Source organism: Nonomuraea sp. NPDC050328 (assembly GCF_044459405.1).
Taxonomy (GTDB): Bacteria; Actinomycetota; Actinomycetes; order Streptosporangiales; family Streptosporangiaceae; genus Nonomuraea.
In genome coordinates, this window is record NZ_JBITIW010000007.1 from 349,077 (window position 1) to 362,556 (window position 13,480).

The window sequence follows — 13,480 nt, forward strand, 5'->3', positions numbered from 1 at the left end:
AGATCTCGTAGGAGCTGATCGTCAGACATCGCCCGAGCCTGACTCCGCACACGCCGGCAAGAGAGCCGGGGAGTCAGAGAGGTGGTCCGGCGCACCGCGCTGACGGCGTGGGCTGGCGAACGGGCCGGATCAGGTGATCATCATGGCCCGGTAGCGCGCGCGTATGGGCTCCGAGCCGAGGCGGGCGGCAGAGAGTCTCATCGGCCGCCGCACGCGCCGGCCGGGCCGCACGAGGTCTACCGGATAGTGCTCGAGCGGCTGTAGCGCTGCGACCGGACCGCCGCCATCACCGGGCAGTGCTCGCGCTGACCGCCGACGAGCGTGGCTCCGATGCGCCTCGGCTGGTGCGGCTGACACAGCCGTTCACGACACGTCCGCAGTGGCTTCAGCCGGGCTGAAGGTCCAGTCGGTCAGGCAACGCACGGGATGCTGTAGGGGCGGCTTTGCGATACGACGGTGCCGTCGGTGCCCAGGACCTCCAGCCGCCACACGCCGGACCCGCCGTCGGCCGAGAGCCAGGTTCTGCTGACGTTCTGCCGTCCGGGGCTGTTGTAGCTCACGAAGGACATCGGCGTCCACGCGTCGCGGACCCACGCACCCTCCAGGCTGTCGTAGCGGGCCCAGGCGTAGGACATCCGACCGATGGCGTTGCTCTCCACATAGCCGTTCATCACGTACTTGTACGGCGTGCCGGTCCGGCAGTTGCCAGCGGTGCGGGTCATCTCGGTGAACTCCGCGCTCACGCACACCGTGCGGTAGTACTGCCCGTTGGCGCTTTGCGCGGTGCCCGGGCTGACGATCTGCACCTTGACCCCATGGCCCATGTTGGTACCGGGGATGGGAACGCGCTGGAAGGGCGCCGTGACCGACTTGGCACCAGGCTCGGTGAACACGACTTCCCGTTCGCCCTCCGCACCGGGGATGGGGTTGCCGTCGTAGTTGACCCAGCGGTAGCGCACGGTCTGCGCGATCGGTGAGGTGATCTGCGCGCTGACCGTGTGCACCACATCGCTGCCGCACCGTCCGACGTAGTCTGCCGCGGGCTGGATCTGCGGTCCGCCCGGAACCGGATCGATACAGCCCAGCGTGTACGGGACGGACGTCTTCACTTGGTTGGTGCCGGTCACCGTGATGGTCTGGTGCCGCAGACCCCAGCCGGAGTACTGGCGGGTGATGCCGCTGACCGTCTTGGTGCCGGCTTCGGTGAAGGTCAGCCGCCCTCCCTGACCCTGCCAGAGCGAATCCCACTGGTAGGTCACAGTGCCCGGCCCGTCCGCGGTGATCGTGACGCTGGCGGTGAACTCCACGCCGGGCGAGCACACACCGTTGAACACCGGCGGCACCACCCCGATCGGTGCCACCGATACCGCCGGGCCATCGGCCGCCGCGTGCGCCTGGGCCGGGACCGCGCAGGCCATCAGCAGCCCCGTCGCCGCCACCAGCGCACTCCATACACGCATCTCTCGTCCTTTCACAAAGGGTAGACGAAGCGATCCTGCGGGCGCGGACTTGGAACGCGATGGGAATCCGGTTGGACCGGCTGCTCCTGCTGAGCCGTCCGGATTGCTCGGTTGGTCGGAGCTCGGCCTCTGGCCCTGCAGCACGAGGCCCCTGAGCAGCAACAATCGGCCAGTGGCGGTAGCGGGCCGACGCCAGCGGGCCTACCGCCATCCAGCGGTCTGATACACGCCAACTGCAGACCCTCAGCAACGCCGAGGCAGGTGAGCTGTTCTGGAAGGACCAGCGAGCCCAGCGCGTGCCGTACGGGATCCGCGCCATGATCGGCGTAGTGTGACGAACACCTCGGCCAAGGAGCCCGCTCTCCTGACGGACAGCGGGCTCCCTCGCAGCTTCGGTCCTTCGGGCCCGCGAGAGCGGCAGGGGTCAGCGGCTGGTCGGAGTCGCGATCGCGTGCAGCACGCCCAGCGCCTCCTTCGCATCTCCGAGCGCCCGGTGGCCTCCGCCGAGCGGCATCCAGTAGCCGACCCGCGCCCACACCGATCGGGCCTCCATCAGGCAGTGCCACCGGTCAGCCGAGGGCAGGGCGGCGACCTCCAGCCCGGCATGCCGGTGCGTGGCTCGGATCCGGCCCTGGTCGAAGGGCGCGTTGTAGGCCAAGACCTCGCGGCCGGCTACGGCCTTGAGGAAGGCCGGGGCGACCTTCGCCCAGGACGGCGCATCGGCCAGCTCGCCGTCGGTGATGCCGTGAACGGCTCGCGCGCCCGCCTCCACCGGGATACCCGGGTTGACCAGGGTGTCCAGCAGCGTCTGCCCGGTCGCCGCACAGATCACGGCGATCTCGATCACCACCCCGTCCAAGCCGGTCGTCTCGGTGTCGACGATGACGGCCGTGCCGGGTTCCAGGCTGGCGCGGGCCCACCTGATCACCTCACCAACCGCTGTCGACAGGGTGATCCGGTCGCGGTGCTCGCGTGCGCCCGTGTCGCTCTCCAGCAGTTCGGCGACGTGGTCGCGGGTGGGGTGGCCGTCGGCGCGCACCTCCCAGTCGATCTCCCACTGGTCGGCGGCGTTGTGCCAGCGCGGCCACACTTCCACCGACCAGCGCTCGCGGATACGGTCGCAGAAGGCGCGCACGATCTGGGCGCGGCTGATCGGCAGGCGGGTGTGCTCACGCAGCGGAGAGACCTCGCCGGGCTTGACCGCGCGGACGGCCTCCCAGTCGACGCCGGCGATGGTCAGCATGTCCTCGATGTCGCCGACCGCGTACAGGGGGACGTCGACCACCTTGTACCGGCCGACGCCCTTGGCCACGTAGGTGAGCGGCCGGACCCACCCGGCGGCCACGCAGTAGTCGAAGTCGCGGCGGCGCATCTCGGCGTGCTGGGCGGCCTGCTCGGGACCGAGGAGCTGCTGGCGGCGGACCTGCTCGACCAGGTCTTCGTCATCAGCCAGGGCGGCCACGTCCGCGCCGGCATAGCGGCCGTCGGCGGCGGGGATGAGACCTCGCTCAGCGGCGACGCGGGCCAGGTCCTCCTCACGCCAGCCGAGGCGGGCGGCGGCCTCGCCGGGCGGCAGGGAGCCGGCCAGCCACGCCAGCCGGGTGGCGATGACCTCGATGAGCTCGCCGTGGCGCGGATGGCCGGGCTCGGCCAGCTCCTTCACCGCGGCGACGTCGTAGAGCGGCCAGCCCTTGTAGTCGCCGGCCTCGGCGATCAGGCCGCGCCTGCACGCCTCCTCGATGTCGGCGCCGACGGCCTGCAGGCCGGTCAGCTCGGCCAGCAGCTCCGCGCACCGGCGCGCGCCCAGCGGCTGCGGCGGAATCTGCTCGCGCAGGGCCTCGGCGCGGGCGGCGAGCTCGTCGACCTGTCCGGGCGGCCAGTACGGCGGCATCTGCGCTGCCGGCAGCAGCCCGGCGTCCTCGGCGCGGCGCCACTCGCTGTAGCTGAGGCCGGCGCGCTCGCGGGCCTGGAAGGCGTCCAGGAGGTCGGGGACGGCGGCGGTCAGTTGGTCGCGGCGGGCCAGGAGGTCGTCGACCACGCGCCCGGACCAGCGCGGGGTCTGCATGTCTGGCGGCGGTACGACCCCGGCCGCGAGGGCTCGGTTGAACAGGCCCTCCTCCCAGCCGAGAGCTTCGCGCAGCTGGCGGCTGGTGTGTGCGAGGGTGCGGACGCTGGTGCGGCGCGGACGCGCGGCCATCGGGCTGATCGGGACCGCGGGGGTCTGCGAGGGCGTCGGGGTGTGGGGGGTCTGGGTCACCGGAAGCTCACCTTCGTGATCGCGGCCAGCAGGCTGCCTGCTGCTGCGGCCTCCTGCAGCACGCTCAGATCGGAGGCGCTGGACGGCGGGTCGACCGGGCCGCACACCAGCACGGCGCCGGTGCGGTCCAGCAGATCCCACCAGTGCGGCGGCAAAGGGGCGGGCTCGGGCGCGCGCCACAGGATGAGGTCGTCGAAGCCGTCGTCGTCGAGGCGGACGATCGCGGTCAGAGCGCGGCCGGCGATGTCGGCCTGGACCTGCCAGCGCGGGTCCAGCGCGGGCATGGCTGTCAGGTCCCAGGACGGCCAGGCGGCCCGCGCGGTCAGGTCCTCGACGCCGGCCGCGCCGCGCTCGGGCGACAGGACGAGGACCGGCACCTCGCCGCTCTCGCTTCGGGCCGTGGCCGGGTACAGGGCGTAGATCGGGCCACGCCCGTACCCGTCGACGCCGTCCTCGTCCCCCTTCTCGCCGTTCTCGTTCTCGTCTTCGTTCTCGTCGTCTCGGGAGTGGCCGGGGTCCACGTCGACCAGGTGGGCGCTCACCTGAGCCGCGGCGGCGGCCCACAGGTCCAGCGCGTCCTCCAGGATCGCGGCCAGGTCCTGCTCGGGCAGCGCGGCCAGGGCGGCCAACGCGGTCTCGGCGTCGGCGCGCTCGCCGCTGGTGCCGGCCTGGCGGGCCAGGGGGTGCCAGGCCCGGGTCGCCGGGTGGGCCAGCCTGCCGGGCGTGGGGAGCATCCCGTAGACGCCGCCGGCCAGGGCGGCCACGGTGGGCACCGAGCGGCGCAGCGTCGGGGTGAGAGTCAGCTGGCAGGGTCCGCATCCGGCGCGGCAGGCGGCCACCGCGGCGGTGGCCAGCAGCACGTCGACCGGCTGCCCGGCCGCGTACGGCAGGCCGGCCAGGAAGCCCAGGTCGGGGGCGGGGTGGCGGTGGCCGTCACGGGCCGCCTCGGTGGCGGTGTCAACCACGCGGGCGGCGACGCTGTACGGCACGCCGTGCTGGTCCATGTAGGCGCGGATGCGGCGATGGCGGGCGCGGCCCTTACCGGATCCTGCGGATCTGGGGGTGGTGGCGCTCATGGCGGTCCTCTCCAAGCGGAGGCCCACGCCCTCCGCGAGGTCACAGCCATGGCTCGCGTCGGGTCCAGCGTGCGCTGCGTGCAGGAACGATCTGTTCACGGACGGCTTGTCCTCGGTCGCCTGGCGGGTGACGGCGTGGGCGTCGGTGCCGGGCTCGGAGTCGGGCAGGCGCTCTGCCACTAAGAGCCACTGTAGGCGGCCGGTCCGACATTTTCGCCTCATCGGCGGGGTCTCCTCGAACGCGCCAGCGGCGAGCATGTCGAGCGCGCCGCCGCCGCAGGCCTGGATCTGGGTCGCGCACCCGCTGCCAGGCGGCCAGGGCGCGCCCGCCGGCGAGCGGGACGGGCAGGTCGAGCGGGGCCAGGCCGCGCTCGGCGTCGGCGGCCGGGTCGGCCGCCTCCCAGCGGGCCAGGGTGTCGAGCCAGTCCTCGACCGCCCACAGCTCACCCGGGGGCGCCGGTCGCGTTCGCCCCAAGGCGGCGAGCACGGCGGCGGGGCTCGGCGGCGGTGCTCTCTGGCGGAGGCGGCAGGCTACGGGTGGGTGCTCTGCCGGGCGTTCTGGGCGGCGGCGATGAGCTGGGCGGCGGCCTTGAGCATCTCCTCGGGAGTGAGGAACTGGCGGCGGCGCCCGAGCGGGAACTGGACGGTGTGGCTGCCGTCGCTGGCGTTGTGCAGAATTTCCAGCGGCAGGAAATCCGCTTCGGCGCCGTCGGGGTCGACGGCGGCCACCTCCGCCAGGGCGGCGTTGAGCTCGTCGGTGAGCGCGGGGGTGAGGGCGGCGGGCTGCTCGGCGGGGATGCTCATGGCGCGACCTTTCGAGGGGTGGGGTAAGGAAGTGGCGGAGCCGGAGCGGCTATCGCGCTCCTTCACAGCGACGAGTTCAGCAAGAGCGTTGAGAAGGGCGCGGCGGGCGGCGGCCGGCTACTCCTGGAAGCCCGGGGACGCGAGGAAGTTCTGCTGGTCGGCCGCGGACATGCGGTGGAGCAGGCCGGCACTGATCCGGGTCCAGGTCGTGGCGTCCATGTCAGCGGCCCCAGCGTTCGTGTGCGGACTGGCGGGTCATGCCGGCGGCGTCCCCGATCCGCGCCCAGGACTGGCCGTCGGCGCGGGCGGCGTGCACGGCCTGGTCGAGCTCGGCCTGGGCGAGCCGGAGGGCGGCGGCCGCGGTGCGGACGGTGGTGACGGTGACCGGCTCCAGGTGGCTCTTCCACTCCTGGTGGATGGCCTGCTCGACCCGGTCGGGGACGTGACCCCACTCGCGCGGGTCCGGGTCGTAGGCGCGCCGGTTGTCGAACTCCTCCTGGACCGAGTCCAGGACGCGGGTCCAGGTCGGGCCCTGCCAGCCGCACTCGCAGTGCCCGCGCCAGCCGGTCGCGGTCCGGCCGTCCAACACGTCGGCCTGCTCGCCGACCGTGGCCACGGTCCGGGTCTGGACCGCGCCGTCGGGTCCCACGGTGGCCACCAGCGCGCCGCCGTTCGTGGAACCGACCGACACCCGGCCGTCGGGGAACACCACGGCGGCCCAGCCCTCACACCGGCCGTCCTCGTTCGTCCACCCCATACCCCACCCTCCTCGATCGTCAGGATTTCCTTACATTCAACATGACAGGAAATCCTGACGACGTCTAGTGGTTGGTGAGCAGGGCGGCGTCGGCGACGCGGGCACAAGACGGGGAAGGCGCGGGCGGGCGAGAGCCGTCGACCGGACTCGCTGCGGGAGCAGCGCGGGCTCGGTTCTTCCTCGCCTTACTCGTCTTCTGTTCTTTCGCTGATCAGGCGCTCGATGTCCGCGAGATTGTTCATCGACTTCAGGGTGTGGCGGTGGTCCTCACCCAGCACCCGCCGCCGCCCCGCCAGCGCCTGCTCACCCAGCTCACGCGCCTCCGCCAGCCGGCCTAGGTCGCGGTAGGCGATGGCCAGGTTGTTCATCGACATCAGGGTGTTGGGATGGTCCTCACCCAGCACCCGCCGCCGCCCCGCCAGCGCCTGCTCACCCAGCTCACACGCCTCCGCCAGCCGGCCCAGAGCGTGGTAGGCGATGGCCAGGTTGTACATCGACATCAGGGTGTGGGGGTGGTCCTCACCCAGCACCCGCCGCCGCCCCGCCAGCGCCTGCTCACCCAGCTCACACGCCTCCGCCAGCCGGCCCAGATTGCGGTAGACGGCGGCGATGTTGTTCATCGACATCAGGGTGTTGGGATGGTCCTCACCCAGCACCCGCCGCCGCCCCGCCAGCGCCTGCTCACCCAGCTCACAAGCCTCCGCCAGCCGGCCCAGAGCGTGGTAGACGGCGGCGAGGTTGGCCATCGAGGCCAAGGTGTGAGGGCCGTCCTCACCCAACACCCGCCGCTGCCCCGCCAACACCTGCTCACCCAGCTCACACGCCTCCCCCAGCTGGCCCTGCGAAAACATCACCGCAGCCAGCGCCGTCTTGGCCTTGAGGGTGGCGCGGTGGTCGTCGCCATACAGGTTGCGGTAGCCCGTCACTGCTTGCTGCGCGAGCTGGCGGGCACGGGGATGCTGGCTCGGATCGCGGTGCAGGGCGAAAGCCAGGACGGTCATCGTGGCCAGTGTGTCGGGATGAGAGGTGCCGAGACGACGGCTTCGGTAGGCGAAGGCACCCTCCAGCAAGGCTCGGGCGGTCGCGTCCTGGCGCCGGAGGTCCAGATAGTCGCCGTAGGCGTGCTGCAGGTCTGCCAGAGGACTGGAGAGGATCTCCAAGCGCTCCGCGTGGGCCAGGACCGTCAGCGCGTGGGGCAGCAACGTCAGGAAGCGCCCCTGGGCGCGATGATCGCGAGCGTCGTCCGGGGTGGCCGCTCGCAGAAGGTCGACGGCGCAGCTGATCCAGCGTGCGCTCGGCCATCGCCCGCCCCGCCGGGGCAGCAGCGTGGCCAGGGCCGTGGCAGCGTTCGGTGGGGCGGTGCTGGGCAGGCGTATCTCCTCGCGGATGACGGCCTGCAGAAGTTGGTGCATGACCAGCCGGGGCTCGTCGTGATCGCTGGGGTCGGTGCTCCAGCGCGCGAGCGAGCGCGTGGTCACCGCGGCGATCATCTCGTCCGCGGTCTGCAGGTTCGTTCCGGCGTTCGCCCGGCGCAACGCCCGAGGCAGCGAGGACACCGCACGGGTGACAAGCTCGCGGGGGATCGGTGCGGGCCCCAGGAAGGCCATCAGCCGCAGCAACTGGCCGGCGGCGGGGTTGCGCCGGTCGATCTCGCGCAAGGTCATCCGCCACGTCACCGTCAACGGCAGCGGATGGCCGGAGGGGCCGCGAGCCCCCAGGATGCCGGCCAGATCGGCCCGGTAGCGCTCAAGAAACGATCGCCAGCTCAGACCGTTGACGGCACAGTAGGCTCCGGCCTGCTCCAACGCCAGCGGCAGCCCGTTCAGCTCCGCCGCGACCTCTTCCAGCGCCTTCTGCTCAGCCGGCGGCAACTCGGCTTCGGCGGCTGCGGTGCTCTCCGGGTGGCGGCGCGCGCGCAAGAAGGCGATGCTCTGCTTCACGTCGAACTCGGCTATCGGGCACGGCCGCGCGGTGCTCTCCCACGCCGGGTTGGTGGAGGTGATGAGCACCCGGCCGCGCCCGGCCGGGATCAGCCCTTCCAGCACCGCGGGCCCGGGCGCCGCGTCGAAGATCAGCAGCCAGTCGGCCCGGCCGGCCAGCGCGTCGACCGCTCGCCGGCACGCCCGCTCCTGATCCTCATCCCCGACGCCCAGCCGGTCGGCGAGCTCGGCCAGTTCCGCCACCGCCACCAGCCGGTCGCTGGCCGGCATCAGCCAGCCCACCGACAGCTTCGGCTTCGTCTCGCTACCGGTGTTGGCGCCGGCGTCCGCGCTCCGGCGGGCGAGTTTGGTCTCGGCGGCTTTGCGGGCGCGTTCGGCGTACTTCAGCGCCAGCTGAGTCTTGCCCACCCCGGCCATTCCCCACAGGGCCAGCCGCGCGCATCCGCTGGCGGCCCGCTCGGCGGTGACGGCCTTCCGGATGGCGTTCAGGTCGCTGTGGCGGCCGGTGAAGGTACGCGAGGGCGCCGGGATGTTCCACACCAGCCCCTCGGTCTGAGCACCGGGACGCACGCCCGCCTCCACCAGGACGGCCGGGGCGGCCGGGGCGCGGCCGGCGTGGCGGGATGGCGCGCTGAGCTGCTTTTGGTGGCGGATTTCGACGATGAGGGCGGGCAGCGCGAGGATCGGCACCAAAAGCCACGTCCATGGCAGGTAGGGCTTCCACGATTCCGGTATCGCGCCGGTGGCCAGGTTGATCGTCGCAGGCAGCAGCACCATGACAAGGATCGGAGTGGCCACCATCGTGACCCGCGACGGACGCCGCATCCGGCCCCCTCTGCCCTGTTTCGCGTTTCGCGGTGAGCGCGGTGAGCGTAACGCGGCCCGCTTGACGGCGCCTTGCACTCACCGCGATGGGCAGATCACCGCAGAAAGCCACTCCGGCCGGGGATCCACCGGCGGTTTCTGACCGACACGGCGAGCCCCGCCCGCTTCCGCCAGCCGGAACGGGTTGGGGCTGGGCATCGACGGCGGCGGCCGCCGTCGATGAGGATCCGGCCGCAGCGGGCGCACCGCAGCGGCCCTGCCGTACCAGGACTGGGCCGGCTCATCCCGCCCGGCGCGCCGTCCCACGCCAACCGACCGCGCTACCCCCGCAACCACCACGGCCGAGCCGACCACCGTGCCGCCCGCGTGCACCTGCAGCTTGCCGCCATGGCGCGACAGGCGGCCGCCGCGTGATCGGCCTTTGGGGCTCCTAACTCAAACCAAGTCTGTGCAGAGTCTGCCGAAGGGCTCTATTGTCTCGGCGCACGCCCACATACGCCTGCCTCTGCGCACCTCGGAAAGGGTTTGAACGGCGGTTCTTCCTGGCTCGACCCAGGCAGGTGCTCCCCGCTCACCAGTGTGAGGCCATGCGAGGTACACCTCGGTACCCACGGGAACCCCAAACACCCATCCGGTGTAGACGTCCGAGCCCTCCGGCAACTTGAGCAGGCAGAGCCAGCCAGTCAGATAGCGGGACCACCGGACGGTTTCCCAGCCCCGGAGATGGCACTCGACGGGTGAGCCCAGGGCATGAGAAGCGGACGCTTGGGCGGAGGGCGGTGCGGCAGCCGCTGTGCAGGACAAGATGCTTGCGGCGATGGTGGCGGTGATGAGTCGCCGGCGGATGTTCATGAATGACTCCTTCTTCCTGGTGCACCGGCTGCTGCATCCGGTGTCACGACCTCGCGCATCAGCAAAGCTGTGCGGCAGAGATGTCCAACAGAGCTGCGGACGGACCCGGACGGACCCGGACAGCGTCCTCCTCCCGAGCGTGGCCCCAGCCGTCAGGTAAGCCGTAGAGGGGGTGAGGCGTCCTTCTGTGCGCGGCCACCAGGGCGCCGCCAGGCCGTGATCGAAGATCAATAGCGGACGAAGAGCGCCTTATGCTACTTTCCACGAAGTGTCAGCACGGGGGGCGGTACGACCCGGTGTGGCCGACCGCGCATGAGGTCCGCCAGCGGCACAGCGACGCCTGGGCGAGGCCCTATGAGCTCTGGCGTGTTCCTGATCAGACCGGAACACGCCGACAAGCGGCGGCGCCCCGAGACCACCGCATCCCACGCCCGCGCAGGCGCAAGAGGCCCCTGCGCACGAAGATGAGGAGAGGCGACAGCGATGACCACCACGACGCTCAGGCTGGCCGCGATCGGGCTGCTGGCCGCGGCCGGGCTCGCCCTGGCCGCCGGCCCGGCAGCCGCCAAGGACAACCTTTTCCCAAGCTCCGGCGGGGTGGCCCCGATGAAGGACGACTTCTACCCCGGCGGCGGCACGGTGGCCCCGATGAAGGAGGACTACTACCCCGGCCACGGCGGTTAGTACCGGGTAGCGACACCTTCGCGTGCAACCTGCAGCCCCCGGCCCTCGCGAAGGGCCGGGGGCGTCGGCGGTGTCGGCGGCGGCGGGATGTCCGGGGTCGGTCAGCACGCGGGCCACGCCTGGGCGGGCCAGCGCGGTCAGGGCGTCCGTCGTCCTGGTCGACGTTGACACGGGGGCAAGGCGACGAAGGCGCGGGCGGACGAGAGCCGCCGACCGGGCCCGGGGAACCCCTCCACCCACCGAGCGGGCGGCCCTCGCCTTATCCACGAGCGGCGCGCGAAGTAGCTGCCACACAACCACGCGTGGCGTCCACGCCAAGCGCAAGGGCCCGCCACCTGCTTCAGTGACGGGCCCTTGCCACAGTTCTGGGCGCTGCGGGACGATCCCGGGCAGCGACCGGCCGACCCGTCATGAGTCCCGCCCGGCGACGTGCCGGGAGGCTCGAACCGGATTTTTGGCGTACCCGTCAAGGGGTTGCATTCGGTACCTAGGTACAGGTTTACCGTCGAGGTATGACACACAACATTGCCTCTGACCTGGGATGAGTCCCCTCCGCCTGCACGCTGCCCACCGCCGAGCAGCCGCTGCGCGTGGCCGAGTTCGACGCCTTGTTCGCCGAGGCGGTGCAGGGCGTGACACGGCCCGAGCACGGGGATGAGGAACCCAGGAACAGCCGTTGGCGCTGAGAATGATCTTGAGCGAAGTGTGACGTCCCGCCTTGGGGGAGGCACCAAGTACGAGAGAAAGAGGCAGTGTCTCAGCGCCCCTGGTCAGGCTCTGGGGGCGGTGAGGAGACGAAGGGCCGTCGCGAACAGCTCGGGCGGGCAGCGCTCCGGGGCCAGCAGGGTGAGCAGGCGCATGCCGAGGTCGAGGGCTTTGAGGATGGCGTCGGCCTGCTCGTACGGCAGCTCGCCCAGCCCGCTGCCAGAAGGCGCCAGCGGATGACGATGCGGAACGTCGGCGGGCGGGAACACCAAGGCGACAAGGTGCTCGCGTAGCGCGGGATCGCGAGTGGCGTGGATCATGAGCTCGACGGTCATCTGGGCGAACGTGTCCTGATCACCTGCACGCACCTGATCGGCCCAGTAGCCCGCGAACTCCTCCACCAGCTCGCCGGCATCCCGCTCTGCGTGCAGCGTGCGGTCTGCCTGGGCCCGCGCCTCCTGGCCGAGGCGGTGGCGCATGACGGCAAGCAGCAGGTCCTCCTTGCCGTCGAAGTTGGAGTAGACGGCGCCCTTCGTGAGGCCCGCCGCGGCGGCGACCTCGTCCAGGGAGGCGCCCTGGATACCGCGTTCGGCGAACACCTTCTCCGCGGCCGCCAGCAACTTGAGGCGGTTCCGCTCGCGTTGCTCCTGCCGGGTGAGCCGTTCTGTCACGCGCCGCTCCCCTTCCTGCCATTGACATCCCCAAGAGTATATGAATACTGATCGGTATCCCAATACCGATCAGTATGTAAACGACGCGATGACCACTCGACGAACACTCCTGAAATCCGCCATCCTCACAGGAGGTCTCATGCTCCCTGGCACACCCGCCCAGACCCCGACACCACGCAAGACCCTGGAGAAAGCCGACCAACTGTTCCTCACAGGCGAATTCGCCGCGGCGGACACGCTCTACCAGAAAGTGCTCAGCGGCGACCCCGACCACGTGCACGCCCTCGCCCGGCACGCCTACATCACGCTTCTGGCCAACCGGCTGCCCGCGGCGACCCGGCTGCTGAAGCAGGTACTACGGCTCGACCCCCGACACACCCGCTCCATCAGCAACCTGGCCGACGCGCTGTGGCGGGCCGACCGCTTCGCCGAACTGGCCGAGACCCTGCCCCTGGTGACCAAGGACGGCCCCACGGCAACGGTGGAGCAGCTGAGAAACCTCGCCGGGCGCAAGCCGTACGACATCTCCGGCCCCGCGACCGCCAGGATCCCCTTCGCGGCGGCCGATCCTCTGCCCATGATCGAGGCGTCGCTGAACGGCGCCCCGCCCGAGCTGTTCTTCCTCGACACCGGCGCGCTGTTCGCACTGAATGACGACTACGCCGAGCACCTCGGCATCCCCACCTACGGCTACACCCTCGGCAAGACGATGTACGGCGAGCACAAGGCCTACCAGGCACGCGTGGACCGCCTCGCCTTCGACGGCGGCCTGCGCATCGACAACGTCCCGGTCCACACCATCCCGGACGCCATTCGCCTGGCCGCCCCCGACGGCAGGGTCACCCGCGGCGCGATCGGCACCAGCATCTTGGCACGCTTCCTGCCCACCCTCGACTACCCCGGCCAGGCGCTCATCCTGCGCCGCGACAGGCGCGCATCGGTGCAGGCGCGGCACAGCGCATCCCTCTGGTTCGCCGGCGACCACTACCTGCTCTCCCACGGCACCGTGAACGACCTGGACCCGATGGTGTTCTTCGTCGACACCGGGGGCGGCGACATCGGCTTCACCGCTCCCCGCTCCACCTTCACCGCCGCCGGCATCGAGACCCCGGCAGGCGAGGGCCTCCATACGGTGACGGTGCCTGAGGTGAGGCTGGGCTCGGCCGTCCGCCACGACGTGGCCGGCCTGGCCGGCGCATTCCCCCAGTGGTTCGAAAGCGACTTCGGCTTCCGCATCGGCGGCCTGCCCACGCACCAGTTCTTCAAGCCGTACGCTCTCACCCTCGACCTCACGCGCATGCGCATCCTCATGGAACCGACAGCCTGACCTCCTGCACTGGACAGCACACCCCGGCCGCCGGCACCAGCGGGCGACCCGCTGGTTCTGGGGGTAAGCGGGTGTCGCCGGAGCAGGTCCGCTCGACGAAGTTGCATGTGCCGATCGCGCCG

Annotated in this window: 10 protein-coding genes; 3 read left to right on the forward strand and 7 right to left on the reverse strand. The window is 71.3% G+C overall.

Annotated features, from left to right (window positions below; genetic code table 11):
* Positions 1 to 410 precede the first annotated feature (410 nt).
* The 6 genes from ACIBG7_RS26955 to fxsT form a co-directional block, all read right to left on the reverse strand.
* Positions 411 to 1,460, reverse strand: a complete 1,050-nt coding sequence (locus tag ACIBG7_RS26955) for a hypothetical protein (protein ID WP_397338021.1) — start codon at positions 1,458 to 1,460, stop codon at positions 411 to 413.
* A 424-nt stretch (positions 1,461 to 1,884) separates the two neighbouring features.
* On the reverse strand, positions 1,885 to 3,717 hold the full coding sequence (locus tag ACIBG7_RS26960; RefSeq protein WP_397338022.1) for a 3'-5' exonuclease: 1,833 nt from the start codon (positions 3,715 to 3,717) through the stop codon (positions 1,885 to 1,887).
* Positions 3,714 to 4,973: a hypothetical protein gene (locus ACIBG7_RS26965; RefSeq protein ID WP_397338023.1), complete on the reverse strand. Its 1,260-nt coding sequence runs from the start codon at positions 4,971 to 4,973 to the stop codon at positions 3,714 to 3,716. The genes ACIBG7_RS26960 and ACIBG7_RS26965 overlap by 4 nt, the downstream gene beginning before the upstream one ends.
* Before the next feature lie 351 nt (positions 4,974 to 5,324).
* The gene (locus ACIBG7_RS26970; RefSeq protein WP_397338024.1) at positions 5,325 to 5,597 is read right to left on the reverse strand and encodes a hypothetical protein; all 273 of its coding nucleotides are present in this window, start codon (positions 5,595 to 5,597) and stop codon (positions 5,325 to 5,327) included.
* Between the two features lie 220 nt (positions 5,598 to 5,817).
* Positions 5,818 to 6,354, reverse strand: coding sequence for a hypothetical protein (locus tag ACIBG7_RS26975; protein WP_397338025.1), 537 nt, complete (start codon positions 6,352 to 6,354; stop codon positions 5,818 to 5,820).
* Positions 6,355 to 6,539: 185 nt separating this feature from the next.
* Positions 6,540 to 9,071 carry an FxSxx-COOH system tetratricopeptide repeat protein gene (fxsT, locus tag ACIBG7_RS26980; RefSeq protein ID WP_397338026.1) on the reverse strand — a complete coding sequence of 844 codons (2,532 nt, stop codon included), beginning with the start codon at positions 9,069 to 9,071 and terminating at the stop codon, positions 6,540 to 6,542.
* Between the two features lie 267 nt (positions 9,072 to 9,338).
* Here fxsT and ACIBG7_RS26985 point away from each other — a divergent pair, with 267 nt between their 5' ends.
* Together ACIBG7_RS26985 and ACIBG7_RS26990 are read left to right on the forward strand one after the other, a co-directional pair.
* The gene (locus ACIBG7_RS26985; protein ID WP_397338027.1) at positions 9,339 to 9,533 is read left to right on the forward strand and encodes a hypothetical protein; all 195 of its coding nucleotides are present in this window, start codon (positions 9,339 to 9,341) and stop codon (positions 9,531 to 9,533) included.
* Between the two features lie 921 nt (positions 9,534 to 10,454).
* On the forward strand, positions 10,455 to 10,655 hold the full coding sequence (locus ACIBG7_RS26990; RefSeq protein ID WP_397338028.1) for a hypothetical protein: 201 nt from the start codon (positions 10,455 to 10,457) through the stop codon (positions 10,653 to 10,655).
* A gap of 770 nt (positions 10,656 to 11,425) precedes the next feature.
* On the opposite strand, the gene ACIBG7_RS26995 is transcribed toward ACIBG7_RS26990, so the two are convergent.
* Positions 11,426 to 12,031, reverse strand: a complete 606-nt coding sequence (locus ACIBG7_RS26995; protein ID WP_397338030.1) for a TetR/AcrR family transcriptional regulator — start codon at positions 12,029 to 12,031, stop codon at positions 11,426 to 11,428.
* A 139-nt stretch (positions 12,032 to 12,170) separates the two neighbouring features.
* Between ACIBG7_RS26995 and ACIBG7_RS27000 the strand changes: the two genes are divergently transcribed.
* Entirely contained in the window at positions 12,171 to 13,358 is a 1,188-nt protein-coding gene (locus tag ACIBG7_RS27000; RefSeq protein WP_397338031.1) for an aspartyl protease family protein, read from the forward strand.
* Positions 13,359 to 13,480 lie beyond the last annotated feature (122 nt).

Coding starts and splice junctions, on each gene's coding strand:
- ACIBG7_RS26955 (WP_397338021.1), bottom strand. CDS start 1,460: ATGCGTGTATGGAGTGCGCTGGTGGCGGCGACGGGGCTGCTGATGGCC.
- ACIBG7_RS26970 (WP_397338024.1), bottom strand. CDS start 5,597: ATGAGCATCCCCGCCGAGCAGCCCGCCGCCCTCACCCCCGCGCTCACC.
- ACIBG7_RS26975 (WP_397338025.1), bottom strand. CDS start 6,354: ATGGGGTGGACGAACGAGGACGGCCGGTGTGAGGGCTGGGCCGCCGTG.
- fxsT (WP_397338026.1), bottom strand. CDS start 9,071: ATGGTGCTGCTGCCTGCGACGATCAACCTGGCCACCGGCGCGATACCG.
- ACIBG7_RS26985 (WP_397338027.1), top strand. CDS start 9,339: ATGAGGATCCGGCCGCAGCGGGCGCACCGCAGCGGCCCTGCCGTACCA.
- ACIBG7_RS26990 (WP_397338028.1), top strand. CDS start 10,455: ATGACCACCACGACGCTCAGGCTGGCCGCGATCGGGCTGCTGGCCGCG.
- ACIBG7_RS27000 (WP_397338031.1), top strand. CDS start 12,171: ATGCTCCCTGGCACACCCGCCCAGACCCCGACACCACGCAAGACCCTG.